18 protein-coding genes are annotated in these 26,988 nt (G+C 67.8%); 5 read left to right on the top strand and 13 right to left on the bottom strand.

Annotated elements, in window-relative coordinates; translation table 11 throughout:
• Positions 1–116 precede the first annotated feature (116 nt).
• Positions 117–824, top strand: coding sequence for a DapH/DapD/GlmU-related protein (locus U5760_RS05140; RefSeq protein ID WP_322010099.1), 708 nt, complete (start codon positions 117–119; stop codon positions 822–824).
• On the opposite strand, the gene U5760_RS05135 is transcribed toward U5760_RS05140, so the two are convergent.
• The 3 genes from U5760_RS05135 to U5760_RS05125 all read right to left on the bottom strand — a co-directional run bounded on the left by U5760_RS05135 (position 808) and on the right by U5760_RS05125 (position 4,779).
• Positions 808–2,037: a polysaccharide biosynthesis/export family protein gene (locus tag U5760_RS05135; protein WP_415914045.1), complete on the bottom strand. Its 1,230-nt coding sequence runs from the start codon at positions 2,035–2,037 to the stop codon at positions 808–810. The genes U5760_RS05140 and U5760_RS05135 overlap by 17 nt on opposite strands.
• Before the next feature lie 61 nt (positions 2,038–2,098).
• Positions 2,099–3,370: a glycosyltransferase gene (locus U5760_RS05130; protein ID WP_322010098.1), complete on the bottom strand. Its 1,272-nt coding sequence runs from the start codon at positions 3,368–3,370 to the stop codon at positions 2,099–2,101.
• Positions 3,367–4,779, bottom strand: coding sequence for a hypothetical protein (locus U5760_RS05125; protein ID WP_322010097.1), 1,413 nt, complete (start codon positions 4,777–4,779; stop codon positions 3,367–3,369). Before U5760_RS05125 ends, U5760_RS05130 begins: the two co-directional genes overlap by 4 nt.
• 308 nt (positions 4,780–5,087) lie before the next feature.
• Here U5760_RS05125 and U5760_RS05120 point away from each other — a divergent pair, with 308 nt between their 5' ends.
• Positions 5,088–6,251: an acyltransferase gene (locus tag U5760_RS05120; protein ID WP_322010095.1), complete on the top strand. Its 1,164-nt coding sequence runs from the start codon at positions 5,088–5,090 to the stop codon at positions 6,249–6,251.
• A 76-nt stretch (positions 6,252–6,327) separates the two neighbouring features.
• Here the strand turns inward: U5760_RS05120 and U5760_RS05115 are convergent, their stop codons facing one another.
• Positions 6,328–7,653, bottom strand: coding sequence for a glycosyltransferase (locus U5760_RS05115; RefSeq protein ID WP_322010093.1), 1,326 nt, complete (start codon positions 7,651–7,653; stop codon positions 6,328–6,330).
• A 353-nt stretch (positions 7,654–8,006) separates the two neighbouring features.
• Between U5760_RS05115 and U5760_RS05110 the strand changes: the two genes are divergently transcribed.
• Positions 8,007–9,254 carry an oligosaccharide flippase family protein gene (locus U5760_RS05110; RefSeq protein WP_322010091.1) on the top strand — a complete coding sequence of 416 codons (1,248 nt, stop codon included), beginning with the start codon at positions 8,007–8,009 and terminating at the stop codon, positions 9,252–9,254.
• Positions 9,255–9,276: 22 nt separating this feature from the next.
• Here the strand turns inward: U5760_RS05110 and U5760_RS05105 are convergent, their stop codons facing one another.
• Positions 9,277–10,467 carry a glycosyltransferase gene (locus U5760_RS05105; protein WP_322010090.1) on the bottom strand — a complete coding sequence of 397 codons (1,191 nt, stop codon included), beginning with the start codon at positions 10,465–10,467 and terminating at the stop codon, positions 9,277–9,279.
• A 475-nt stretch (positions 10,468–10,942) separates the two neighbouring features.
• Between U5760_RS05105 and U5760_RS05100 the strand changes: the two genes are divergently transcribed.
• Entirely contained in the window at positions 10,943–11,875 is a 933-nt protein-coding gene (locus U5760_RS05100; protein ID WP_322010089.1) for a glycosyltransferase family A protein, read from the top strand.
• A 45-nt stretch (positions 11,876–11,920) separates the two neighbouring features.
• Here U5760_RS05100 and aroG read toward each other — a convergent pair whose 3' ends face one another.
• The 4 genes from aroG to U5760_RS05080 all read right to left on the bottom strand — a co-directional run bounded on the left by aroG (position 11,921) and on the right by U5760_RS05080 (position 20,442).
• Positions 11,921–12,994 (bottom strand): 3-deoxy-7-phosphoheptulonate synthase AroG, encoded by a 1,074-nt coding sequence (gene aroG / locus U5760_RS05095; protein WP_322010088.1) that lies wholly within the window; start codon positions 12,992–12,994, stop codon positions 11,921–11,923.
• A 443-nt stretch (positions 12,995–13,437) separates the two neighbouring features.
• Entirely contained in the window at positions 13,438–14,904 is a 1,467-nt protein-coding gene (tldD, locus tag U5760_RS05090; protein WP_322010087.1) for a metalloprotease TldD, read from the bottom strand.
• A 119-nt stretch (positions 14,905–15,023) separates the two neighbouring features.
• Positions 15,024–15,863 carry a carbon-nitrogen hydrolase family protein gene (locus U5760_RS05085; RefSeq protein WP_322010086.1) on the bottom strand — a complete coding sequence of 280 codons (840 nt, stop codon included), beginning with the start codon at positions 15,861–15,863 and terminating at the stop codon, positions 15,024–15,026.
• A gap of 127 nt (positions 15,864–15,990) precedes the next feature.
• Positions 15,991–20,442, bottom strand: a complete 4,452-nt coding sequence (locus tag U5760_RS05080) for a YhdP family protein (protein ID WP_322010085.1) — start codon at positions 20,440–20,442, stop codon at positions 15,991–15,993.
• 152 nt (positions 20,443–20,594) lie between these two features.
• Between U5760_RS05080 and glnE the strand changes: the two genes are divergently transcribed.
• On the top strand, positions 20,595–23,411 hold the full coding sequence (gene glnE, locus U5760_RS05075; RefSeq protein WP_322011052.1) for a bifunctional [glutamate--ammonia ligase]-adenylyl-L-tyrosine phosphorylase/[glutamate--ammonia-ligase] adenylyltransferase: 2,817 nt from the start codon (positions 20,595–20,597) through the stop codon (positions 23,409–23,411).
• 53 nt (positions 23,412–23,464) lie between these two features.
• On the opposite strand, the gene U5760_RS05070 is transcribed toward glnE, so the two are convergent.
• From U5760_RS05070 to U5760_RS05055, 4 genes are all read right to left on the bottom strand, one after another.
• Positions 23,465–23,788 (bottom strand): type II toxin-antitoxin system RelE/ParE family toxin, encoded by a 324-nt coding sequence (locus U5760_RS05070; protein WP_322010084.1) that lies wholly within the window; start codon positions 23,786–23,788, stop codon positions 23,465–23,467.
• Complete coding sequence (locus U5760_RS05065) at positions 23,785–24,066, bottom strand: type II toxin-antitoxin system Phd/YefM family antitoxin (protein WP_322010083.1); 282 nt, start codon at positions 24,064–24,066, stop codon at positions 23,785–23,787. The genes U5760_RS05070 and U5760_RS05065 overlap by 4 nt, the downstream gene beginning before the upstream one ends.
• A gap of 184 nt (positions 24,067–24,250) precedes the next feature.
• Positions 24,251–25,918: a DNA repair protein RecN gene (gene recN, locus U5760_RS05060; RefSeq protein ID WP_322010082.1), complete on the bottom strand. Its 1,668-nt coding sequence runs from the start codon at positions 25,916–25,918 to the stop codon at positions 24,251–24,253.
• A gap of 86 nt (positions 25,919–26,004) precedes the next feature.
• The gene (locus tag U5760_RS05055; RefSeq protein ID WP_322010081.1) at positions 26,005–26,916 is read right to left on the bottom strand and encodes an NAD kinase; all 912 of its coding nucleotides are present in this window, start codon (positions 26,914–26,916) and stop codon (positions 26,005–26,007) included.
• Positions 26,917–26,988: the final 72 nt, after the last annotated feature.

Below are 26,988 nucleotides of genomic sequence, written 5' to 3'. Positions count from 1 at the left end.
TCGGCCATCCGTGCGAAGCGGCAGGAGGCGCGCCGGATAATCGAGCCGGATAGCACCTGACGTGACCCGCGGCCGTGTCATCCGCCGGTGGGGCAAGAATATGCGAGGGAGCGCTTATGTCGGAAGCAGTCGATGTCATCGGTGGCCGGGGTGTTGCAGGGCGGGCGAACGGAGAAAGCGAAGCGGCGCCGCAGGCGCCGGCCACGGGTGCGCGCGCATCGGCATTCCCGTCGGCGGATGCGCAAATCCCCGTGATCGACCTGAGTCTCGCCGGCAAGGGCAACTACACGGCGCGCCGTGGAAAGCTCGTACAGGCGCTCTGGTACGTGGTGGATGCCTGCGTACTCGACAACCGTCTGCTGCCCTTCTCGGGGCTGCGTGTGGCCTTGCTGAGGCTGTTTGGCGCGAAGGTGGGCAGCGGCTGCCGCCTCGTGCATCCGATGCGCGTAAAGGCGCCCTGGAATCTCGAACTCGGCGACCACTGCTGGATCGGCGTGGACGTGTGGATCTACAACCAGGCGCCGATCCGGATCGGCTCGAACGTGTGTCTTTCGCAAGGCGCGTTTCTGAGCGCCGGCTCGCACGACATGCGCACGAACATGGACCTGCGCGTCGCGCCCATCGTGATCGAGGACGGCGTGTGGGTCTCGTCGAAGTGCGTCGTGCAGATGGGCGTGACGATCGGGCGCTCGGCCGTCGTCACGCCGCTTTCGGTCGTGCATCGCTCGCTCGAGGCGGGCGGCGTGTATGGCGGCAATCCCTGCCGCTTCATTCGCTGGCGCTTCGAAGAGCGCCAGCCCGTTAGCCCTAATAGCCGTAGCTGACCACGCGTCCGGCTTCGGCGGCTTCCGTGCTCGGCAGGATCAGGCTCACGACCCGGCTCCACTTGACGAGCGACGAAGCATCGACGAACACGACGTCGCTCGGCTTCAGTTCGAACTCGTCGGCCGTGGCCATCGCCTCCGGCGACGAGGCATTCAGATGGAAGACCGTGCGGTGGCCTTCCTCCTGGCCGCGCACGACATAGACCTGCGATGCGTCACCCGATCCCTGGCTGATGCCGCCTGCCGAACCGAGCGCCTCGTTCAGCGTGAGACGTCCGTTGTTCAGCACGACGCTGCCGGGGTGTCCCACTTCGCCCAGCACGTACACCTTGCTGTCGTTCTGCGAATAGACGCGCACCAGATCGCCGTTCTGCAGAATGATGTTGTCCGGGTTCACGCCTTTCTTGATCATGTCGGGAATGTTCACGAACACCGTCTGCTTGCCGCGCGTGATGCTCACCCGCGAGCGGTCGCCCGCCGCCGTGAAGCCGCCCGCGCGGTTGATCGCCTCGGGCAGCGACATCGTCATGTCGTTGAGCACGAGCAGGCCGGGCGTGCGCACTTCGCCGTCCAGATACACGCGGCGGCTGCGATAGGCTTCGATCCTGAGCGTCACCTGCGGGTTGTGCAGGTAGTAGCCCAGCTTGCCCGCCACGAGGTCGCGCGCCTGCAGCTCGGTCAGGCCGGCCACGTGGATCGGCCCCACGTAGGCCACCTGGATCACGCCCGCCGAATCGACCGTATAGCCCGAAATCACCTGGCTCGTACTCTGGTCTTGCTGGCCGGCCATCGGCGTCGTCGTGGGCAGGTTCATTTCGGGGTGGTCCCACACCACGATGCTCAGCACGTCGCCGGGCCCGAGCGTATAGGGCGCGGGCGTGCCGAACAGCTTCTCGACGTCGGTTGGCACCACGGTCGGCCTCGCTGCCTGTTCTTTTGCGATCAGGCCGTTGTCGATCTCGACGAGCGCGCCGGCGGGCGGCTGATCGTCCGTTGCCTCGGTGCCCGAGGCGTGGGCCTTGTCGCTTGCGGCCTTCGCCTGCGACACGCTGGGCGGCGCGTACGACATGCCCGGCGCCATCCCGCAGCCCGCGAGCAGAACCGTCATGGCCACCATCGCCACCATTGCCGCCATCGCCGCCGTTGCCGTGGCGACGGCACCCGCGCGGCGTGTCCTTGCCGCGCTCGAACCAACAGGTACGTTGTGTAACATGGCCTTGCCCCTTCAGTCTCAGGTCGGCTGCGCTGGATAGCACCGGGTGCTTCAGTTGTCCTCAGTTGCGCACGGACGCCGTGTGCTCCGGCTGCTCCGATGACGGTTCGATACGCATCGCCAGTCCCGCGCGCGTGCGTGCCGCCGGCACTGCCGCCGCCGCGGATTGCATGGCACCCCCCGCCGGCGGCTCGTGCAGCAACGCGGTGAGCGAGCGCACCATGCCGTCCATCGCGAAGCGCGCGTCAAAGGTCCGGCGCGCCTGGACCCGCATGGTGTTGCGCGTGCTCTCGTCGAGCGAGCGCCACGTGGCGAGCAGGCGCTGCGTGCCCGCCACCGTATCCGGCGCGACGAAGCCCGCGCCGTCCGATTCGATCTCGCGCCACACGTTCACCTTGTCCGAGACCAGCACGGGCAGCCCGCACGCCAGCGCTTCGGCTACCGAAACACCGAAATTCTCCTGATGCGAGGGCAGCACGAACACATCGCTCGCGTAGAACGCGCCCCACTTGAGATTGCCCTGCAGCATGCCCGGCCAGCTGATGCGGTGCGCGATGCCGTGCGACTGGGCGATCGCCTGCAAGGCGCCCTGCCAGTTGCCCTGATCGGGGCCGGCCATCAGCAGATGCGCGTCGGGCGTTTCGCGCGCATGCTCGGCGAAGGCGCGCACCAGCATGTCGCAGCCTTTCTTCGGATGAAGTCGCCCGAGAAAGAGCACGATGCGCTTGTTCTGCAGATGCGGCGAGGCACGCAGGAAGGCTTCGCGCAGCACCGCGGGCTCGTCGCGCGGCGCATTGGTGCCGAACGGCACGACGCGCTCGTTCGCGCGATAGAGCCAGAACGATTCGCGCGCGAGCAGGCGTTCCTCGTCGGTCGTGAAGATCACGGCGGCCGCGTCGCGCAGCACGCGGTATTCGGCCCACGGCCAGTAGGTCCACTTCTTCAGATGCTTGAGCGGATAGGTGAGCCGGAACCACGGGTCGAGCATGCCGTGCGCGTACACGTAGTAGGGCACGTCCATCTTGCGCAAGGCGCGCCACGCGCCGTAGCCGTGGTACTGCCACAAGCCGTGAACGATCACGGCGTCGAAGCGCGCCGCATGCGCGCGCAGCCACGGCACGTAGTCGGCGCAATAGCCGTAGTGCCCGCGGGCGGGGCCCAGCACGTGCAGCGGCAGCGGGAAATCGCGCACGTAGGGGACGTCGATGGGATCGAGCGTCGCCACTTCGATCTGATGGCCCGACGCCGCCATGGCGAGGCCGCTCTGGCGCACGCCTTCGATCGGGCCGCCCGAGCGCGGATCGACGGTCGAAACGAGGTGCAGGATCTTCATCGGGGCTCCGGGGTCGCGTACGTGTTGAGCGGCGCCGCTGCCGGCGCCGGTGGCCGGAAGGTCGGCTCGATGGGGGGCCGCACGAAGGGTTCGCGCAGAACGGGTTCGAGGGGTTCGCGCCGGCGCGCGAGGTCCAGCCGGTAGTGCAGCCGTACATATAGCGACACCACGAGGCCGAGCGCGACGCCGTACACGAGGCCCGAGAAGCGCGGCCCGAGCGGGTTGCCGCCGATCGAGGCGCCCGGCAGCGCGGCGAGCACGAGGAGCGCCATGCTGAGCGGCATCAGGAGCGGCTCGCGCGGCGCGATGCGGTGCCAACGCCTGAACGCGGCGCCCCCCCACACCAGCGCGACGATGACCGCAAGCGGCATGCAGGCCCCGAACACGAGACCTTCGGCGTAGAACTGGTACACCCAGAAGTTGTGGCCGGCCACCCAGTCGCTGATCGCGAAGTAATCCTCCTTGCTGAAGGTTTCCTGCACGTACGGGTAGTAGATCGGCGAGTAGCGGTACTCGTGGCCATAACCCTTGCCGAACAGCAGCGATTCCGCCGAGGCGCTCACCTGGTCGTACTGGTCGCGTATTTCGGCGATCCGCGTAACGGTGGTCGGATCGCGGTCGGAGTCGCTGTTTTGCGCGGCGTCGATGCGCTGCGTCCAGTGGTTGGTGATGGCCGGGAAGAGCCAGGCGGTCCCGGCACCGAGCGCGGCCACGCACAGCAGCGCCGCGGTGACGCGCATGATCGCGCGCAGCATGTGGCGCAGCGAGGGCGCCGCGAGCCAGGCGGCGAAGAGGGCGAGCAGCACGGTGGCGAGCAGGAGGCTGCGCGTGACGCTCAGCAGTTCGACCACGAGCGTGCCGATGAACACCGCCACCATCGCCGGGGAAAAGCGCCGCGCGACGATGAACTGATGCAGCAGCATGCCCTGCAGCGCGAGCATGGTCGGCGAGACGATCCGAAAGCGTATGTCGGAGAGCGGACCGCCCACGGCCATCAGGCCGAAGAAGAACGTGAAGACGAGCCCGATCACGTTCGCGTAGTACAGCGCGTGCTCGATCTGCGCGAGACGATGCGGGTGCCACGGCCGGCACATGGCCGCATAGCCGAGCCCGAACAGCAGGAACGGCAGCAGGACGCGCAGATAGTTGCCGAAGGGATTGTGCTGCAGCAGCTGCGCGACCAGGCTGCCGCACAGGCTCAGCACGAGTGCGCCCGTCACGAACGTGCGCAGCCGCGACGCGCGCGTGAAGCGCGGGCCGATCATCGCGAGGACGATGGCGCCTGCGAGTGCCGGAAAGACGACCGCCCACTGTGCGCTGTGACCGAACTGCGAGTCGGGCGCCTTGTAGTCGAATGCGAGCGGCAGAAAGCACACCCAGATCCACAGGACGGCAGTTTTGTTGCGCATCGGCGTTTCTCCCGGTGCGGTGCGTCGATTCGCAGGCAGCACCACGCCGCATGCGAAGGTTCGATTCACTATAAAACGCGGGAAGCGGGGGGCGGGCAGGGGTGGCGCGAAGCACCTGGGTTGTGGCGGCAAAAGGCATAAGGATGCGCGGCGAGCCCTGTCTCGCCGCGACCTTGCGCACAGGTGGGGCCGGCCTTTGCGGGCTGTCCGAGAACGCTGGCAAGTTGGCGTGCGCAGACAGGCGGGGATGCGCATGATGAGGACGGCATCGGTATGATTTGCCGCCGGCTAAAAACGAGGTGGGCGTCATGAACTTATTGCACGGCGCGCGATCGACGGCGCGTGGGCGGTCCGTCGAGCTCGACTTCGTGCGGGGCATTGCGATCCTCGCGGTGATGGGCTTTCACTTTCATACGGTGAATACCGGCCATGCCTGGGTGTCGGTCATCGAGTACCCGCTTAAAAGCTTCGGCCATGAGGGCGTCAATCTTTTCTTTACGTTGAGCGGTTTTCTCGTGGGCGGCCTGTTGCTGCGGCAGTATGCGCAAACGGGCCAGATTGCGGCGCGGCGCTTCATCGTGCGGCGGATCTTCAAGATCTGGCCCGCGTACTATGTGCTGATCCTCTTTCATGTGATCGCAGGGCGCCATCCGCGCGACACGTTCCTCTGGCAAAACCTCACGCACCTGCAGAACTATTTCGGCACCTCCATTACGCAGACATGGAGCCTCGCCGTCGAAGAGCACTTCTATCTGTTCCTGCCCGCGTTCCTGCTCGTGCTCGCGCACTTCCGGCTGCGCGCGAATGCGCTGATCGGCGTGATGGGCGTGATCTGCGCGCTGGTGCTCGGCGCGCGCTGCGCCGCCGTGCTGAGCGGCGATCTGGAAGCGGCGTTCGCGTTCACGCAGTACCGCATCGACAGCCTGCTGATCGGAGTCGTGCTCGCCACCGTCTACTGGATGAAGCCCGAGGTCTGGCGCAGTCTCGCCACGAAGCGCAACTGGCTGATCGGCGCCGTGGCGCTACTTGTCGCGTGGCTCGCGCTCGCGACGCGCGACGTCGCGCTCGATGAAAGCGTCGGCTTCACGCTGCAGGCCATCGGCTTTTGCGCGCTGATCGTGCTCGTGGTCGAACATTCGGGGAACTTGCGCACCTCGTGGGTGTATCGCGGAGTTGCGTGGCTCGGGCTGTACTCGTATGGAATCTACCTCTGGCATTCGCTCGCGCTCGCGCCCGGCGACTATCTGATCCACAAGACCAGCGCGCTTGGCGTGCCGCCGCTGCTCGCGTGGCCCGTCGTGCTGGGCGCGCAGTACGTCATTGCCGTGGTGCTGGGCTACGCCACCACGCGCGCGATCGAGTTTCCGTTCCTGCGCCTGCGCGATGCCGTGTTTCCGGATCGCCGCGCACCGGTCATCGTGCCGCCGGCGCCGGCCGACGATGTTCCCGCCGTCGATGGCAAGGTGGCTTGAGTGGCTTGATCCGGCCTTCGATCTTCGACTCGTCTTTCGTCAGCTCTGCCTGGTATCGACGCTCAATCATCGACGCTCAATCGAGCGTTGCCTGCAACGTGCGCTTGAACTGCAGGAGCGTGTTGCGCGCGAGCAGATGGTCGCTCGGGAGCGAAAGCGGTGCCGCGCCGCTGCGCCAGCGCTCGCACAGGGTATCGATCGCGTGTGCGATCGAGTCCGGCTCCAGGTCGTCGAGCAGCGGGCCGAGCGAACCGTCGCGGCAGAACCAGCCGATCAGTCCGCCCGCGATCGCGATCACCGGCTTGCCGAAGCGATAGGCCTGCACGAGCACGCCGCTCATGCCGTAGTGCTGCCGGTAGCCGAGCCAGACGGCATCGCAGGCCGAAAAGAGATCGCGCTCCATGTCCTCGGGCACGAACCGGTCGAAGATGACCGGCGCGGGCGAGAGGTGCGGCGCGTGCGCGTCGATGAACGTGCGCGTCTCTTCGTCCTGTTCGCCCGCAATCACGAGGCACGGTGCATCGCCCTTGCGCATGAGCGCCTGCATCAGCTCGCGTATGCCCTTGCGTTCGCTGATCGCGCCGTAGACGAGCAGATAACGCGTGCGTGCATCGAGTCCCAGCCGCCTGCGTGCGAGCTGCGTATCGGCCGCGGGCGTTTCCGGAAAGGGATCGGCGACGTAGGTGAGCGGTGCCGCGTGCGCGGGTTTCGTGCTCGCGAACCAGTCGGGCAGCGTGGGGTCGATGGTGAAGAGCGTGCGCAGTCCGCGCGCGCGCATGCCGAGCCTGAACAGCATCGACTTCACCGGATCGATGAGCGGGCGGCGCGGCGTGCGCAGCCCGATGCCCGCGTGATGGAAAGTCATGCCCATGACGATGGCGATCCACGGTGTCTTGCCGAACGGCGAACCGAGGCCTGCGAGCGTATAGAAGAAGTAATCCGCGTAGGGCGCCACGACGAGCCGCACGTTCGTGGTGCGGTTGAGTTCGGCGAGTGCGCGTGCATAGAAGTTGTGAAAGCGCGCATAGACGCTCAGGTCGCGCAGCAGTCCGCGCGGGACCGTATGCAGGTCGAGCAGCGCGATGGCGAGCTCGGGCCGCGCCTCGCGCGTGACGCGCTGGACGAGCGGATGGGCCGCGTATTCCGTGTCGGTGACGATGACACAGCGATGCCCGGCTTCGACGCAAGCCTGCGCGATCCACTCGACGTAGCGCCAGCGGTGGCCGGTGAAGTTCGGCTCGATGATGGCGATCCAGCCGTCGCTTGCCGCGTTTGTCGCGTCTATCGCACACGGCGTTGCGGGCGCTTCGGCGAGGGTCGCCGGAGCTTCGCCGGGGAGCGCGGTGGCGTCCGGGGAGGCGGGAGCGGTGCGGCGGTATCCGGGGATCGACGCAGTTTCCATGGCGGCAACGAGGCGTTGGGCGTTGCGACCAACATAGCAGCGCGGCATGCGCGATGCGCGCCAATTTGCGCTTGGGGCTGGCTGAAAATGCCTGGCGTGGACATAGCCGGCTCTCGACCCGGGTCCCGCGGACAGCCGCCCTGACCGAATCCGCCTGGCAGATGGCGCTTCGTGACATGCCGGCCGCGGTAACGTGCAAAACGCGGGCTGGCTGCGCGCTGCCCTGCGCGGGCGGGCGCCGCACAGCGCTCGCGCCGGTGGCCGCGCTCGAGGCCGCGGCGCGAGTTCGAGCCAACGGCTGCGACCCAACCGCTGCGATCCAATGCCGGCGATCCAACCACGGGAGGCCCCGATTGCGCGCGATGCGGCTGCCGGCATGGCCGGCGAAAGCGGGCTTCGGCCCCGGCGCGGCGACCTGGGTGTTGCTGCAACAGGTCATCGTGCGCGGTCTCGTGGCCGTGAAATTTCTGCTGATCGGCCGGATCCTCGGTCCTTCGGCGATCGGACTCGCGAGCGTTGCGCTGCTCGCAGTCACGATTGCCGAAGCGCTCTCCGACACGGGACTCGCGCAAGCCGTGATCCAGGGGCCCGCGCCGCCCACCCGCGATCAGTTCGGCGCGGTGTGGACCACGCTCGCCACGCGCGGGCTCTTGATCGCGCTCCTGCTCGTCGCTTGCGCGCCGCTCATGAATGCGCAGTTCCACCTGGGCGGGGCGCTCGGGCTCGTGCAGCTCGCGGCATTGCTGCCGCTGCTGCGTGGGCTTGCCTCGCCGGCTTACTTCATCGCGCAGCGCGAGCGGCGTTTTCAGCACGTTGCGGGTATCGAGATTTCGGCCGCCTGCGTGGATTGCGGCGTGGGCGTCGGGCTCGCGCTCGCCGGGGCGGGGCCTTATGCGCTCTTGCTGGGCATGATGACGGGCGAGGCCTTCAAGGGCGTGCTCACGTGGACGACGCTTTCGCCGCGTCCGCCGGTGCGGCTCTCGTGGGCCGGGATTGGCCACTACATCGGCTTTAGCCGCTGGATCTGGGCGAGCAGCGTCATCATTCTCGTGACCAACCAGTTCGACAAGGTGGTGGTCGGCAAGCTGCTCGGGCCCACGCAACTGGGCGCCTGGCAGATGTCGTCGAAGCTTGCGCAGATGCTGCTCGCCGATGCGGCGATCGCCATGTCGCAGTATCTCTTTCCCACCTTCGCAGCACATCATCGCGGTGGCCCGCAGGCGGCCGCGCGCCTCTTCCGGATCTATCTGGCGGTGGCGGCGCTGGGGCTGGCCGCCGTGGTCGTCGTGCTGCGCCTCGTCGCCGAACCGCTCTTTCTCCTCGTGCTCGGCGCCGCGTGGCTGCCGGCGGTGCCGCTCTTTCGCATCTTCGTCATCAACATGGCGGTGGCCGCGCTGAACACGGTGCTGGCTTCGTATCTGCGCGCGGTCGGCGATGCGCGCGCGGTGACGGTGGCTTCGCTGATCCAGGTGGTCGTGCTGCTCGCCGCCGTGCCGCTCGCGATGCATCGCTGGGGTGTGATGGGCATTGCGTGGGCGATGACGCTCGGGCTTTTCTCGGGCGCCGGATGGATGCTCTATCGCGTGTGGAAGCAGCGCTGAACGCCGGTCCGCACGCGAGGCGTCACGATGCGCGCCGTGGCGCGGGGCGCGGACGCAGCGAGGCTTGCACGATCTCCGCGAGTTGATGCCCGAGCGTCGGCGAGTTGAGCTGGCAATACACCGCATGGGCGGCCGCGGCTGTGGCGCGCATGGCCTCCGGCGGCATGGCCCAGACTCGCCGCAGTGTCTCGGCGAGCGCGTCGGCGCCGCCGTCGCGGCCGAAGTAAAAACCCGTGCGCCCGTCTTCTACGTAGCCCGGCTCCGGTCCCATGTGCTGCGGCAGCCGGTCGTGCACGACGGGCGGCAGGCTCAGCGCGAACAGATGCACGACGGAGAGTCCCGCCGAGCCCGGATAGCAGCCGACCCGGCAGCGCAGGCTGATGGCCGCGATGGCGTCGTCGTCGAAGAGGGCGCCGTACCAGGTCACGTAGCCGAGGTGCCCGTACTCGCGCTTCAGGCGCTCGCCTTCTTCGCCGTCGCCGATCACGTGCAGCGTGATATCGCTGCCTTCGCGATGCAGGCGGCCGACCACATCGATGAGCCGCTCGATCTGCGAGTCTTCGCGCAGCCTGCCGATGAAGAGCACGCCGTTCTCGGTGCCGGTCCTGGCCTCCGGTTCGACCGAGCACGACACGGTCAGCGAGTTGTTCGCCACCACGAGCTTGCGCGCCGGACAGCCGATACGCTCGAGCGAGCGTCGCGACGCTTCGGTATAGCAGACGTAGCGCACGGCGAGCGCCACCGCGAGCCGGTAGCAGACGGTGCGCATGAGACCGGCCGCCTTGTGCCGGTAGAGTCCCTGACCGTGGATCAGCACGGGCACGTGCAGCAGGCGACCCGCGACGAGCGCGAGCCATAGCGAAAGATAACGGACGTCTGCAAAGATCAGGACTGCATCGGGACGCTCGCGCACGATGCGCCCGAGCACGCGGCTTTGCATACGGATACGCCGCGACGGCAATCCGCCGATGCGGGTTTCGACGAACTCGTCGCAGCTCGGCTTTTCGCGCGAAAAACCGCTTGCCTCCACGCCTTCGGAGCACGCGAATACCTTGACGCAGAAAAGGCGGTTGAGCGACTCGACGACTTCGATGCGATAGCGCGCAATGAGCGGCTGCACGTAAAAAACCACGGGCCGGCTGCGCGGGTTGCCGCCCGCACCGTAATCGTTTTCGCGCTCGGGCGTGCCGGAAGAGACGATCCTGTTTTCCACTGCCTCGCTCCGACTGAAAACGCCGTCATGTTAGCGCAATACGCCTGTAGCAGTTTTAGCCGAGGCGCGGCAAAAACGTAACCCCGCAATTTCTATTGAACGAATGGCGTTGGTCGCACCGCGCTATGAGCGATGCGGATTGCATCGCTCGCGAAGCCCGTTACGTGACAGGCGCCGTTTTCGCCAAGGGCGGCGCATGCACTTCGAGTGGGCATGCGCTTTCACGAAGCGTTCATGCCCGGTTCGCAATCGTTGCAATGTGGCGGATCCGATCGTATCAATCAGTCGATGAATAGATTGTTTCGGACATCTGAATCGATTGCGGCGGGATGCTTGCATCGGCCGTGCTAACCTCGATGCGTGCTGGAGTGCTACTCGACGTGCCGCGGATGTGCCGCGGATGTGCTGCGGACGTGCCGCGCGCGGCGGACGAAGGTCGGGCACGACCGGTGCGCACAGGAACGCGGAGAAACCGATGACGACTCTCGCAGCCGATGATCGACCGTCAACCGCGGCGGCACCTCAGAAGACACCCTTGCGCGTCGCGGTGGTGATCGCGACGAAGGGGCGTCCGGCGGCAACCGCATGGGCCGTGCGGCTGCTCGCGCAACAAACGCAGCGGCCCGATCAGGTTCTGCTCTCGGCGACGAGTGCGGCCGACCTCGGCCCCTACGACGCCGCCGGCCTTCGCATCGACGAGCTGGTGGGCACCGCGGGGTCGAGTGTGCAGCGCAATCGCGCACTCGATGCGCTCGCACCGGACATCGACGTCGTGATCTTCTTCGACGACGACTTCGCGCCCGAGCGCCACTGGGTCGAACAGTGCGCGGCCCTCTTCGAAAACGATGCCACGCTGATGGGTCTCTCGGGCCGCACGTTGCGCGACGGCGCAACGGGGCAGCCGGTGGCATGGGAAGAAGCGGTCGCGCTCGTGGACGGCGCGCAGCATGCCGCACACGAAGCCACGCCGCTGCGCGCGGGCATCGATCTCTACGGCTGCAATATGGCGTGCCGCGCCAGGGCGATTGCCGATCTGCGCTTCGACGAACGTCTCGTGCTCTACGGCTGGATGGAAGACAAGGACTTTTCGCGGCGGCTTGCGCGGCGCGGCCGTCTCGCGTATAGCGACAGTCTGCTGGGCGTGCACCTCGGGATGCAGGGCGGGCGCGTGTCGGGGCGCCGCTTCGGTTACTCGCAGGTGGTCAATGCGATGTATCTGTGCCGCAAGGGTGTGATGTCGAAGAAGGAAGCGGCCAGCAACATCGTGCGCGCGCTGTGCATGAACTGCGTGAAGTCGGTGCGTCCGGAAGCCCATCTCGACCGGCGCGGACGCCTGATCGGCAACGTGATCGGAATTGCCGAGATGTGCCTCGGATCGGTGAAGCCGGAGCGCGCCGCGCGGCTTTAGGCCTGCGGCGCGCTCGTCAAGCGCGGCTCAGTTCGACAACCCGGTTCAGTTGCCGCTGCCGCGCGCGACACGGCGCTGCTTGACGCTTTCCGCGAGCCCTTCGAGCACGCCCACGCTCTCGTCCCAGCCGATGCAGCCGTCGGTGATGCTCTGGCCGTAGGTGAGCGCGCAACCTTCCTTGAGGTCCTGGCGGCCCGCCACGAGATGCGACTCGACCATCACGCCGATGATGCGCTCGTCGCCGGCGGCGAGCTGGCGGCCGATGTCGGCACACACCGGAATCTGGTTCTCGGGCTTCTTCTCGCTGTTCGCGTGGCTCGCGTCGATCATCAGGCGCGCGGCGAGGCCGGCCTTGCCGATGTCGGCGCACGCGTCGTTCACGCTTTGCGCGTCGTAGTTCGGCGTCTTGCCGCCGCGCAGAATTACGTGGCAGTCCTCATTGCCGGCGGTCGAGACGATGGCCGAGTGGCCGCCCTTCGTCACCGAGAGGAAATGGTGCGGCTGCGAAGCGGCCTTGATCGCATCGACGGCGATCTTCACGTTGCCGTCCGTGCCGTTCTTGAAGCCCACCGGGCACGAGAGGCCCGAGGCCAGTTCGCGGTGCACCTGCGACTCGGTCGTGCGTGCGCCGATGGCGCCCCACGACACCAGATCGGCGATGTACTGCGGGCTGATCATGTCGAGGTACTCGGTGCCGGCGGGCAGGCCCAGTTCGTTGATGGCGACGAGCAGCTCGCGCGCGGTGCGCAGGCCGTCGTTGATCTTGAAGCTGTTGTCGAGGTACGGGTCGTTGATGAGACCCTTCCAGCCCACCGTCGTGCGCGGCTTCTCGAAGTACACGCGCATCACGATTTCGAGCTCGCCCGCGAAGCGCTTGCGCAGCGGCTGCAGCTTCTGCGCGTAGTCGATTGCGGCTTTGGTGTCGTGGATCGAACATGGCCCGACGATCACGATCAGGCGGTCGTCCATGCCGTGCAGGATGCGGTGCAGCGCCTGTCGCGTTTCGTAGATCAGCGTCGAGGCGGCTTCCGAGCACGGGAATTCGCGGATCAGGTGCGCGGGCGGCGTGAGTTCTTTCAGTTCCCGGATGCGGACATCGTCGGTATTGTGCGGGGGCATGGTGGTTTTCTCCTGATCCTGTCGTGTAGCGTGTCGGCGTCGATCAATGGTGGCGGCGCGGACGGTGCCTCAAAAGCGGTTAGATGAAAATTGCGGCTCGAAAGTCGGTGTGGTCGGTAAGGACGAAAAAAAACCGCCAGACTTGGCTGGCGGTTTCTCGTGTATTCGGGGTCCTGCGCGTGCTATCAACCCTCTCGATCCGCCAGCGGTCTGAGATACCAAAAGAAGTAAAAGTAAAACTTCGTGGCGAACATGGCGGATACGATGACCGAAAGTCTCTGGAAACGTGCGTTTCGTCGAAAAGGGTGATTGCCTTTATAACCCGATCAAGCCGGCGCTGGCAAGCGCTGCGCTGCAAAAACGCGTGACATCCGCGCAAAAAATGACCTGGATGCAGAAAACCTGCATGCCGATGCGGAATTTCCGCATCGGCATGCACGAAATCAGACGGTGCCGCCCACGGTCATGCGGTCGATGCGCAGCGTCGGCTGGCCCACGCCCACCGGCACGCTCTGCCCCTCTTTCCCGCACACGCCCACGCCGGAGTCGAGTTTCATGTCGTTGCCGATCATGCTCACGTACTTGAGCGACTCGGGGCCGCTGCCGATCAGCGTGGCGCCCTTCACCGGATACGAGATCTTGCCGTTCTCGATCATGTAGGCCTCGGAGGCCGAAAACACGAACTTGCCGTTCGTGATGTCGACCTGGCCGCCGCCGAAGTTCACCGCATAGAGGCCGTTCTTGACCGACGCGATGATTTCCTGCGGATCCTTGTCGCCGTTGAGCATGTACGTATTGGTCATGCGCGGCATCGGCAGGGCGGCGTAGGACTCGCGGCGCGCGTTGCCGGTCACGGGCATCTTCATGAGGCGCGCGTTGAGCGAGTCCTGGATGTAGCCCTTGAGAATGCCGTCCTCGATCAGCGTCGTGCACTGCGTGGGGTTGCCTTCGTCGTCGATGTTGAGCGAGCCGCGGCGGTTGGGCAGCGTGCCGTCGTCCACCACGGTGACGCCCTTCGCGGCCACCTGCTCGCCGATGCGCCCCGCGAACGCTGACGAGCCCTTGCGGTTGAAGTCGCCCTCGAGACCATGGCCGATCGCCTCGTGCAGCAGCACGCCGGGCCAGCCCGGCCCGAGCACGACGGTCATCGCGCCGGCGGGGGCGGGGCGCGCCTCCAGGTTGACGAGCGCCGAGTGCACGGCGTCGTCGACGTATTTCGAGAGCACGTCGTCGGTGAAATAGCCGTAGTCGAAGCGGCCGCCGCCGCCGCCGTTGCCGATCTCGCGGCGGCCGTTCTGCTCGGCGATCACCGTGACCGAAACGCGCACGAGCGGGCGGATATCCGCGGCGAGCGCGCCGTCGCTGCGCGCGACGAGCACGACGTCGTATTCGCCGGCGAGCGCCGCCATCACCTGGGTGATGCGCGGGTCGCGGCCCTTGGCCATCTGCTCGATGCGCTCCAGCAGCTTGACCTTTTCGGTGGCGTCGAGCGAGCTCAGCGGGTCCGAAGGCAGATACAGATCGCGGCCGGCGATGCCCTTGAAGGCGCTTGCCACCTTGATCTTCTGCTTGCCGCCGCCGGCACTCGCGATCGAGCGCGTGGCGATGGCCGCCTGGCGGATCGCCTCGGGCGAGAGGTCGTCGGAATAAGCAAACGCCGTGCGCTCGCCGGATACGGCGCGCACGCCGACACCCTGGTCGATGCTGAAGCTGCCCGACTTCACGATGCCTTCCTCGAGGCTCCAGGCTTCGCTGCGCGTGGTCTGGAAGTAGAGATCGGCGTAATCGACGCGGTGCGTGAAGATCTCGCCGAGCGTGCGCGTGAGCACTGCCTCGTCGAGGCCGTAGGGCGCGAGGAGCAGGTCCTTCGCGGTCGCCAGATTGCGAATGCCGGGTTCGATGATGTTCATGCGTGCAGTAGGGAGAGTCCGTGGGTGCTGTTGGTGCTATGGAGTACTGCTGGGTCGTGTCGGGTCGTGTCCGGTAGTTTCGGGCGGCCCCGCGCTTTATCAAGGCGCGGCCCGCCCGCTCAGCCGCAGTCGAGCACGCGATGCCGCCACGCGGGCAGGCTCGCGCGCACGGAGGCGATGCGCTCGGCTTCGATTTCGCCGGCCACCACGCCGGGGCCTTCGTCGCGCACGTCCATCACTTCGCCCCACGGGTCGATCAGCATGCTGTGGCCCCAGGTGCGGCGGCCGTTTTCGTGCTCGCCGCCTTGCGCGGCGGCCAGCACGTAGCACTGGTTCTCGATCGCCCGGGCGCGCAGCAGGATCTGCCAGTGGGCGCGGCCGGTGGTGTAGGTGAACGCGGAGGGCACCACCATCAGCGCGCAGTCGCCCATGCGGCGGTAGAGCTCGGGAAAGCGCAGATCGTAGCAGACCGAGAGACCCACCCGGCCGAACGGCGCCTCGAAGGTGCGCACCTCGGTGCCGGGGCGGATCGTGCGCGCTTCGTCGAACGATTCCGCACCTTTTTCGAAGTTGAAGAGGTGGATCTTGTCGTAACGCGCGACTTCTTCGCCGCGCGGATCGAACACGAGCGTCGTATTCAGGACGCGGTTTTCCCCGGCCGCGGGGTCCGGCACGAGCAGCGGCAGCGTGCCGCCGATGATCCAGACATCGTGTTTGAGCGCCGCTTCGGCGAGAAACCGCTGGATCGGGCCGTCGCCGTAGGGTTCGCGGATGGCGAGCTTGTCGCTGTCCTTGTGGCCCATGAAGCAGAAATATTCGGGCAGTAACACGAGGCGCGCGCCGTCGCCGGCGGCTTCCTCGATCAGGCGCCCGGCTTCGGCCAGATTGCGCTCGCGATCGGGCGTGCTCACCATCTGCAAGGCGGCAACGCGAAAGGGCGTGTTCGGGGAATCGCTCATCGACGGATCGTGAATTGGCTCGGAATGCGGGGCGCGGGCGGCGGGTTCAGGCCAAAAAGGGCCAAACGCGTCCAGATGCGCTTGAACGCAGCAAAACGCAACAAAGCGCAATAAAACGCGCGCGCGCTCAATGCGCCGCGGCCGGCGCCTGTGCGTCCATCTTACCCTGATCGCCGTGCAGCCGCTCGACGTGCGGTTTGGACCACGAGCCCGTGATGGCGTAGTCGAGTGCGAACGCCGATTCGACGGTGTGCGAGAGCGCAAAGTCGGCGACGAGGGCGCCCAGACCCAGCAGCGGATTGATCACGGCCGCGGCGATCACGCCGGCGCCGGCGCTGAGCGTCGGCACCACGTGCACGTGCAGGTCCTGGCTTTCGTGGGCGAGATCGACGGTGCCGGTCATCTGCGCGCGCGCGGGGGCGGTGACGAGCTTGAAGTCGTTCGTGCGGGCGAGGCCGTCCACGATCTGCCCCGTGCCCGTGATGCTCGTGAAGGGCAGCCCTTCGCCGATCACGTCGCGGAAGTCCATGCTCGCGTAGCGCGCGAGGCTTTGCAGGCTCAGCACGCCGAGGAGCTTCGCCACGCCCGGATCGACCTTGAGGATCTGGCCGTGGTGCAGGTCGACGGCGAGGCTGCCGTTGAGCGTCGGGTAGTCGAGCTTCGTCGGGCCGCCGTGCCAGTCCATCTTGCCCGAGAGCGTGCCTTCGCCGCCCTTGAGCGTGCGCGGCATGCCGGCGCGCTCGAGCAGCGCGCCCGCGTCCTGGATGTCGAGGCGGAAGTCGAGCGCCGTGCGGCGCGGCGTGGCCGATTCGTCGCCGGGGCCGACGTCGCCGATGGTGCGCCAGTTGCCCGTGGCGCTCAGGTGCGCGGCCGGGTTGCTGATGTCTAGCGCGTCGAGCTGCCAGACCGGCACGCCGTTCTCGTCGAAGTTGTGCGCATTGACCTGCAGCCGGCCGAAGTCGCGGCCCCGCACGATCAACTGGTTCACGACGAGGTCGATGGCGGGCATGTTCTGCACCGGCTGCGAAATGGCCTGGCCGAGCAGGTCGTTTTCGGTGGCGGCGGGCACCACGAGGCGCGCAAGACGCGCTTCGAGCGTGCCGGGCGTGCCCGGAACCGCACCCGGCTTCCAGGAGAGATGGCCCGACACCTGGCTCGACGCGAGGTTGGCCTGCCAGTCCTTGCCGCTGCGCGTCGCGCCGACGACCACGTTTTCCCAGTGTCGCTTGAGCAGCGTGAGCGTGCCGACGTGGACCGCGAAGCGCGACGGCAGGTATTGGGCGAATGCGCCGCCGGGCATGACTTCGGCTGCGGCTGCGGCCGAGGCCGTGTCGGTGGGGGCGGCGGCTGTCGCGCTCGAGGCGCTCTGGGCCGGTGCCGCGGCGGTGGCGGCTGCGGTGGCCGACGCGCCCGATGCCGCGGCGGCGTTGGCCGGAGCCCCGGATGACGACACGGACGAAGCCACGGACGAAGCCGCGGATGAGGCCGGCACCGCCGCGACCCGCGCGTCCGATGCGCCCGGCGCCGAAGCCGCCGCCACCGCGCTGGCCGCCGCACTGCCGCGGATCTCCTGCACGACGCGCCGCCACGCATCGGCGTCGAAGGTCGGCATCTCGATGGCGGCCGTCACGCCCTCGGAGGGCAGGTCGGCCGGCCGGTTCATCGCGATCGCGCCGCGCACCACGTCGGGCACGTGCCCCGGCTGGCGCCGCAGCACGTAGCGCGCCGTGAGCGGTCCGAGCGTCATGTCCGCATGCTGGAAGGCGCTCGCGTCCGCTGCGGATGGGCCGGTATCGCTGCCGTCGCCCGCGCCCGGCTGGATCTCGAAGCGCAGCGGCATCGGCGTGCCCGCGGTCTTGCCGAACGGAGCGGGCAGGTCCAGCGCGAGGTCGGTGAGGTCCGAGGACGCCTTCACGTCCGGCAGGTGGCCCTTCGTGCCGCGCACCGAGAGCGAGTAGGGGGCTGCGCCGCCCATGCGGCCGAGCACGGCCGCCGCCGTGCCGTGCAGATTGAGCCCGCGCGCCGCATCGACGGCGACGTTGCCCGAGACGTCGAGCGCATAGCGGCCGTCTTCGCTCAGTCCGCCGTTGGCGCGCAGCGCCCCGCCGAGAAAGGTCGCGCCGAGCTGCTGGACCTGCGCGCTGCGGTTGGTGAAATGGACCTTGCCGGTCAGGTTCGAGACGGGCGGCACGTTGTCGGCCACGAGCCGGTCGCCCTCGAAGCCGATGGTGCCCGCCAGTTGCACCTTGGGCTTGGGCACGCGCGGGATCGTGAGCTTGAGCGCGAACGTGGCCGGTCCTTGCGCACGCACCTTCGCCGTGGCGTGCTTCGACACGTAGCCGATCGAGCTGTTGTCCGCGTAGTCGAGCAGGTCCGCGAGCGGCCCGCGGCCGGCGCCGCTGATGAAGAGGTCGGAGCCCTTCGTGCCGAGGTCGTCGATGCGGCCGCTCACGTCGTGCAGCACGAAGTCGCGGTAGTGGCCGCGCGCGACGTCGAAGCGCAGCTTGTTTTCCTTGAGCGTGAACACGCCGTCGATTCCGTCGAACGCGGGCCAGACATTCGGCGCGCCGTTCTTGAGCGTCTTGGGCGGGAACGGCGACGGGTCGAAGCGGCCGCCCGTGAACGGCGCGACGATGCGGAACTGCCCGGCATCGGGCGCGCGCGAATAGGGGAAGAGCGTGAGGTCGCCGTGGATCTCGATCGTCGCGCCCTTCGAGATGCCGGCTTGCAGCCCATGGCCGAGGTAGGTGCGGACTTTTTCGGACAGGCTCGTCGGCAGGTAGCGGGGGATCGCCTTCACCTGGGCCGACTCGAAGTTCGCCGTGAGGTCGAGCGCGCCGCGTCCGTGTCCCGGGTTCGAGTAGCGGGCCGTCATCTTCGCCCGGGCATCCTCGTTGGCGATGCCCAGCTCGCTGACATCGACTTCGAAGGCCTTGTGCGTGTCGCCCGGCCCGCGCTTCGCCGCCACGGTCCACTTGCCGGCGCCGTAGAGCCGGTCGAAGGTGAGGCGCGGGTTGTCGAACACGCCCGGCAGCGTCACGGCCGCTTGGGCCGTGTCGAACTGGATCGTGCCGTGCGCCTCGTCCGCGTCGATGTGGCCCCAGAGGTTTTCGAAGCCGGGCAGGCCCGCGCGCGGGTGGCCGCGCGGCGTGAGGCCCGGCCCCGGTTCCTGCGCGGCCACGCTGATGCCCTGCAGGTCGCCCTTGAAGCGGTAGTGAATGACCGGCTCGGCAACGGGCGTGCGCTGCTCGGTGGCCGCTTCGCCGGCTTCGGGCGCCGCGCGCTCGAGCGCCAGTTCGTAGTTCGCCACGAGGCCTTGCGGATTGAAGCGCACGAGCGCGCCCAGCGCGCGGCCCGGCAGCGGCAGCGCGCGCATGAATTCGGCGAGGATGCCGAGGTCGATGCGGTCGCCCGCCACGCTGAAAAGCTGGCCGTGCTGGAGCGACTGCTGCCTGAAGCGCGCGTCGAGCGTGGTGAGCGCGAGCGTGCGCGTGAGCGGCGTGCCGTCGTCGAGCGGCGGCTCGCCGAGCTCGGCGTGAAAGTCGCGCAGCGCGAGCGTGTAATCGCCGGGCTGCACGCCCACGCGCCATTGGAAATGCGCGACGGGCAACAGGAGGCGCGGCTGCGTGGGCCGCACCTGCAGCGCGATGCGGGTGCCGTCGAGCACGCCGTTGGCCGAGAGCAGGCGGCCCGAAGCGAAGTGCGCCCAGATCGCGTTGTCGATGCGCCCTGCATAAGTGGCGATCGGCAGCTTCACGTAGCGGGCGAGCGTCGGCAGATCGACGGGACCTGTTGAGAGATACGCGTTGCCGCTCCAGTCGGCGGGCTTGCCGGCCTGCGAGAAGCGCGCATGGGTGAAGTGCGCGCGGAAGTCGAGCGGGCCGTCGAGCACCGTGCCTTCGCTCGGCGCCTGCAGCGCGACGCGGTGGTCGTAGCCGTCGTTGAGGATCGCGAGGCGGATGTCGTGGAGCCCGAGATCGGGCACGTCGCGGGTGGCGTCGTGCCAGCGCAGCGTGCCGCCGCGCAGCACGATGGCCTGCTGGCGCATGAGCCAGGTCGTGAAGGTCGCGTTGCCCGTGTGGGTGGTGGGCACGGGCACGCCGGCCACCGTGAGCGTGCCGTCGTCTTCGCGGGCGATCAGCACGTCGGGGCGTTCGACGAGCACGCTCGAGAGCAGCAGCTCCCACGAGACGAGCGAGCGCCAGGAGACCGTGGCCGTGGCGTGCGGCACGTTCAGCGCGAGATTGCCGTGGCGGTCGCGGATCGTGAGGCCGGTCACGTCGATGCCGGGCTGAAAGCCGAGCCAGTGCGGCGCGAGCTTGCCGATGCGGAACTCGGCGTGAATCTTCGAGGAGACGAGTGTTTCGATGCGCGGCCGCAGGTCGTCGATATGCGGCAGTACGACATAACGCAGCCCGAGCAGGAGGGCGGCGACGATGAAGTAGAGGATCAGCGCGAAGACCGCGAGCACACGCAGCGTGTGGCGCAGCACCGGGTGGTGGTGCCCGGGCGCATCCGGGGCTTCCCGGGTGGCATGTCCGGCTGGATGCGGACCGGCGGGATCGTTTCGCTCGGACATGCTGCTGCGGGTGGGGTATGGTAGCGTTGCGTTCTGACCACGAAATGTATCACATGGGGCCGCGGCGCCGGCCATCGGGAGATGCCTGGATGGCCGGCGCCGCGCGTCTTGCGCGTGCCGCAGACACCACGCCCCAAGCGAGCCAGGCCTTCATGACCGACGACATTCCTCTCCTCAGTTCCCGTTATTCCCGTTATGCGGCGCGCGCTTATGCGGCGCGGCCCGGTCTTGCCCAGCAGGTCGCGGCGCTTGCCGCCGCGCCGCTCACGCGCGAGCGCATCGTCGCGCGGCTCGATGCGCTGTGTGCGCAAGCAGGTGGCGTACCTGACGCAACCGCATCCGTTGCGCTGACCGACGACCAGCTCAAGAAGGCACTGCGCCAGCTGCGCGTGGAAGCGATCTGCGCGGTGATGGAGCGCGACCTCGGGCGCGTGGCGGATGTGGCCGAAGTCACGGGCGCGATGACCGATCTCGCCGAAGTCGCAATCCAGCGCGCGCTCGCCGTGGTCACGGCGGACCTCGAAACGCTCTACGGCGAGCCGCGCGGCCCGAACGGCGAGCGTCTCACGCTCGGCGTGGTGGGCATGGGCAAGCTGGGTGGGCGCGAGCTGAACGTCTCCTCGGATATCGACCTGATCTTCGTCTACGAGGACGACGGCGAAACCGCGGGCGGCCAGCGCTCGCCGATCGCCACGCAGGACTTCTTCACGCGCGTGGGCAAACGGCTGATCGCGGCCCTGAACGACGTGACCGCCGACGGCTTTGTGTTCCGCGTGGACATGCGGCTGCGCCCGAACGGCGACTCGGGGCCGCTCGTGGGCAGCCTCGGCATGCTCGAAGAATACTTCTACGTGCAGGGCCGCGAGTGGGAGCGCTACGCGTGGATCAAGGGGCGGCTCGTCTCCGAGGAAGACAGCGAGAGCGCGCAGCGCCTCGCCGCCCAGCTCGACGCGCTCGTGAAGCCCTTCGTCTATCGCCGCTATCTCGACTTCGGCGTGATCAGCGCGATCCGCTCGCTGCACGTGCAGATCCGCCACGAAGCGCAGCGCCGCGCCCACATGCGTCCCGACAAGGCCGACGACATCAAGCTCGGGCGCGGCGGCATCCGCGAGATCGAATTCAGCGCCCAGGTGTTCCAGCTGATCCGCGGCGGCCAGGACGCGGGCTTTCGCGTGCGGCCGACGCTCGCCGTGCTCGGCTACGCGGCGGCGCGTGGCCTGATCGCGCCGGACGTGTGCGCGGACCTCACGCGCGCCTATGACTTTCTGCGCGAACTCGAGCACCGCCTGCAATACCGCGACGACGCCCAGACCCACGCGATGCCCGTCGATCCGGCCGAGCGCGCGGCGCTGGCGGACGCGATGGGCTTCGACGACTACGCGGCGCTGATGGCGACGCTCGAAGGGCACCGCGACAGGGTGGAGCGCCAGTTCGACCAGATCTTCGCCGACAAGGCGGGCGTGGACCGCAGTTGCACCGCGCGCGAAGACGGTGCGGCTGCGTGGGTGTGGAGCCCCGTGCTGGCGGAAGAGGGCACCGACGACGAACTGCTCGAACGTCTCTCGGAGCTCGGCATCGACGACCCGGCGCCGCTCATCGCACGGCTGCGCGGGCTGTGGCAATCGTCGCGTTATGCGGGGCTGCCCGAGAAGAGCCGCCAGCGCTTCGACCGCGTGGCGCAGCGCGCGCTCGAAGCGGCGCGCACGCTGGAGCCGCGCGCCCGCCGCGGCGACACGCTCGCACGCATGTTCGACCTGCTCGACGCGGTGAGCCGGCGCGGCGCCTATCTCGCGCTCCTCACGGAATACCCGGATGCGCTCAGCCGCGTGCTGAAAGTGCTGGGCGCCTCGCGCTGGGCGGCGGGCTACCTGATCCGCCATCCGCAACTGCTCGACGAGCTGCTCGACGACGAAGCCATCGCCACGCCGTTCGACTGGCCCGAGTTCTCGCGCCTGTTGCGCGCGCGCCTCGCGGCGGCGGCCGACTTGGAGCAGCAGATGGACCTGCTGCGCCACGCGCATCAGGCCGAGGTCTTCCGCATCCTGCTCAACGACCTGGCGGGCCGCCTTTCGGTCGAGCACGTGAGCGACCGGCTCTCGGAACTCGCGGACGCCGTGCTCGACGTGACCATCGAAACGGTCTGGCAGCAGTTCGCGAAGCGCCACCGCGAGGTGCCGCGTTTCGCGGCCATCGCCTACGGCAAGCTGGGCGGCAAGGAGCTGGGCTACGCCTCCGATCTCGACCTGATCTTCCTCTACGACGACGACCACGAGAGCGCCGCCGAGATCTACGCGATGTTCGCGCGCCGCCTCATCACGTGGCTCACGACGGCCACCGGCGCGGGCACGCTCTTCGACGTCGATCTGCGGCTGCGGCCGAACGGCGAGTCGGGGCTGCTCGTCACCGATCTCGATTCGTTCCGCCGCTACCAGCTGCGCGAGGGCGACGCGGCGAATACGGCGTGGGTCTGGGAGCACCAGGCGCTCACGCGCGGGCGCTTTTCGGCGGGCGACGCGGCGATCGGCGCCGCCTTCGAGGCGATTCGCGTGCAGGTGCTCACCACGCCGCGCGATGCGGCGCCGCTCGCGAAGGAGATCGTCGAGATGCGCCAGCGCGTGGAGGACGGCCATCCGAACCGGACCGAGCTGTTCGACCTCAAGCACGACCGCGGCGGCATGGTCGATATCGAGTTTCTCGTGCAGTACTGGGTGCTGCTGCACGCGGCCCGGGATCCCGAGCTGATCCGCAACACGGGCAACATTGCGTTGCTGCGCGAGGTGTCGCGCTTCGGGCTCATGAGCGAGGAGGAGGCCGAGACGATCGGTTCCGCGTATCGCCTTTATCGCAAGCTGCAGCATCAGCTGCGGCTGGACGGCATGGAAAAGGCGCGCGTGGAGCCCGAGCGTGTGGAGGGCGAGCGAGCGGCGGTGCTGGGGCTGTGGCAGCGGGTGTTTGGGGAGCGGGGCTGAGAACGCGGGGGCTGGGCCCGATTGCCCGTGGGGGGCGCCGCAAGCTGCAACGGCTACAACTGGAAGAGCCGTTGCGCGAGCACGGCTTTGAGATCGCGGCGCGTATCGACGATCAGGTGCAGATAGACCACCTTGCCGTCGACCTGATAGACGATACGGTTCATGCCGCAGATCACCTGGTAGTAGTCGGTCATCCCCAGGTCGCGCAACTCCGGGGGCGTATGACCTTTGAGCGGGAATGCCTCGATTTGCGCCACGGCGCCTTCGATCGTCCTGCGTGTTTCAAGCCAGCTTTGCGCACCGAATTTCGCGATAAGGTAGCGCCTCAGTTCGAGCAGCTCGGCGCGCGCGGACTGGAGAAACACCACCTTCTTCATTCGAGCCCTTCGTCGCGGTCCATGCGCTCGAGTTCGGCGAACACGTCGCTCGCGGGTGTGAGCTTGCCGGTTGTGATCTCCTGGCGACCCATGGCGAGAATCTTCAGGAGTGCGACAGTCTGCTGAAGGTCCTCGTAGGCCTGCGCATCTTGCACGACAACTTTCGCTTCGCCGTTCTGCGTAATCAACATGGGTTCGCGGCTCTCCGTAATGTCGCGGACGATTTCCGCTGCATGGCTCTTGAGATAACTGATGGGCTTGACCTGGCTGGGCTTCATGGCCGTGTCCCGTTCCGTCCGGTAACTTGATGGGTCTAAATATAGACCTAAATTCGGACTGGCGGGGGCAAATTGAAGGGCTAAATTAAGGGGGCGAATGGAGTCGAATGGGGCGAATGGGGGCGAATAGTTCGAATAAAGGGCGTGAAAGCCGCGCAGCCCTCTTGCCCCGCTTCTCCTTTCCTCACGCGGCCAGCATTTCCTTCGCATGCCGCCGCGTGGTGGCCGTAATTTCGAGGCCGCCCAGCATGCGCGCCACTTCCTCCACACGCCCCGGCTTGTCGAGCGGTGTGACGACCGAAATCGTGCCGCCGTTGCCGTCGCCGGACTTCGACACCTGGAAGTGGTGATCGCCGCGCGCCGCCACCTGCGGCAGGTGCGTGACGCAGAGCACCTGGCGCTCGCGCCCGAGTTGATGCAGCAGCCGGCCGACCACTTCCGCGACGCCGCCGCCGATGCCGGTGTCCACTTCGTCGAAGATCAGCGTGGGCGTCGGGCTCGCGGCGCTTGCGATCACGGCGAGCGCGAGGCTGATCCGCGCGAGTTCGCCGCCCGACGCGATCTTCGCGAGCGGCCGCAGCGGCACGCCCGCGTGACCGGCCACGCGAAATTCGATCTGCTCCAGCCCGTGGGCGCCGCCGCTTTCGCCGTTGCCGATGGGCATGAGCGCGACTTCGAAGCTGCCGCCCGCCATCGAGAGTTCCTGCATGCCCTGCGTGACCGCCGCGCCGAGCGCCTTCGCCGCCTTTGCGCGCGCCTTCGATAGCTGCTTCGCTTCGACGAGATACGCTTCGTGGGCACGATCCGCGGCGGCGCGCAGGCCGTCGAGGTCGGCCGCGGCGTCGAGCTGCGCGAGTTGCATGCGCCGCGCCGCGTGTTCTTCGGGCAGCGTTTCCGCCTTCAGACGGAATTTGCGTGCCGCCGAATGCAGTGCGTCCAGGCGCTTTTCGACCTGCGCGAGACGCTCGGGATCGAGTTCGAGCCGCTGCGCATAGTGCGACAGCGAATACGCGGCCTCTTGCAGCTGAATCGCGGCGGGTTCGAGCGCGGCGAGCGCGTCGCCGAGCGCGGGATCGATTTCCGCGAGGTCGCGCAGTTTCGAGACGACGCCGTTCAGGTGCGAGATCATCGCCTCGTCGGATTCGGAGAGCGCGGCGAGCGCAGCCTGCACGCCTTCGATCAGGTTGGCCGAATGCGAGAGCCGGTTGTGCTCCGCGTTGATCTCTTCCCATTCGCCCGGCTGCGGCGCGAGCTTGTCGAGCTCGGCGAGCTGCCACGCGAGGCGCTCGCGCTCGAGCTGCAGCTCGCGATCGCGCGACTGGGCGGTTTCCACCGCCTGGCGGGCGTCGCGCGTGAGGCGCCAGGCGCGCGTGGTCGCGGCGGCGAGTTCGGTGAGGCCCGCGTGGGTGTCGAACAGTTCGCGCTGGGCGTCGGGCCGCATCAGCAACTGGTGCGCGTGCTGGCCGTGGATATCGACCAGCATTTCGCCCACTTCGCGCAACTGCGCGAGCGTGGCCGGCGTGCCGTTGATGAACGCCCGCGAGCGGCCGCCGCTGTCCACCACGCGGCGCAGCATCGCGGTGCTCTCCCCGTCGGGGCTGGCGAGGGCCTGCTCGTCGAGCCAGGCGAGGACGTGGGGCGGAACGTCGAATTCGGCGGTGATGTCGGCGCGCGCCGCGCCGGTGCGCACCACGCCTGCATCGGCGCGGGCGCCGAGCGTGAGCGCGAGCGCGTCGATCAGGATGGACTTGCCCGCGCCGGTTTCGCCGGAGAAGACGGAAAAGCCGTTGTCGAATTCGAGGTCGAGCGCCGCGACGATCACGAAGTCGCGAATCGAGAGATGGCGGAGCATGGGTGCGGGAGTCGGGCTGCTGGCGGTTGGCGTGGAGGCGGGGCGCTGGATACGGGGCACAGGGCGTGGCGGGCGCGCTCGCCTGGTCAGTCTTCGGGGTCGCCCTGCAGCGACGGGTGTTCGTTCCAGTGCAGCTTCTTGCGCAGCGTAGCGTAGTAGCTGTAGCCCACCGGATGCAGGAAGGGCACCGTGTGGCGCGAGCGGCGCACCTCGATCACGTCGCCGAGTTCGAGCGAGGTGAACGACTGCATGTCGAAGTTCACGTTGACGTCGCGGCCCGCGACGATCTGGATGCTGACCTTGCAATCGTCGGGCAGCACGATCGGGCGGTTCGAGAGCGCGTGCGGTGCGATCGGCACGAGCACGATGCCCTGCAACTGCGGATGCAGGATCGGCCCCTGTGAAGAGAGCGCGTACGCGGTGGAGCCGGTGGGCGTCGCGACGATCAGGCCGTCCGAGCGCTGGTTGTACATGAAGCGGCCGTCCACGTTCACGCGCAGCTCCGGCATGCCCGAGAAGCCGCTGCGGTTCACCACCACGTCGTTGAACGCGAGTGCGTGGTAGATCGGGTCGCCGTCGCGCGTGATGCGCGACTCCAGCAGCGTGCGTTCTTCGCGCTCGAACGAGCCCGCGAGTAACTGCGGCACGACTTCCTGCATGTCCGAGAACGGAATGTCGGTGATGAAGCCGAGCCGGCCGTGGTTGATGCCGATGAGCGGAGTGCGGTAGGGCGCGAGCTGGCGTCCGATGCCGAGCATCGTGCCGTCGCCGCCCAGCACCACGGCCACGTCCGCGCGCGCGCCGATCTCGGCGGCCTGCAGCGCGGGGTAGCCGGCGGCGCCGATCTCCTGGGCCGTCTGCGCCTCGAACACCACGTCGAAGCCGAGCTTCGAAATGGTCTGGGCGAGCGACATCAGCGGCTCGCCGATGCCTTGCGTGTTGCTGCGCCCGACAAGCGCGACAGTCTTGAACTGGCTCTGGATCTTGTGGATTTGCATGCCGGCATTACACCATAGTCAGGTCGCGAAAAGAACCTGGCGCCTGCCGCTGCGGCCTCTGGCGTGCGGGGC

The organism is Paraburkholderia sp. J12 (assembly GCF_905220215.1).
GTDB lineage: Bacteria > Pseudomonadota > Gammaproteobacteria > Burkholderiales > Burkholderiaceae > Paraburkholderia.
Note: the sequence above shows the minus strand (reverse complement) of the source record. Positions and strands in the feature narration are given on the sequence as shown.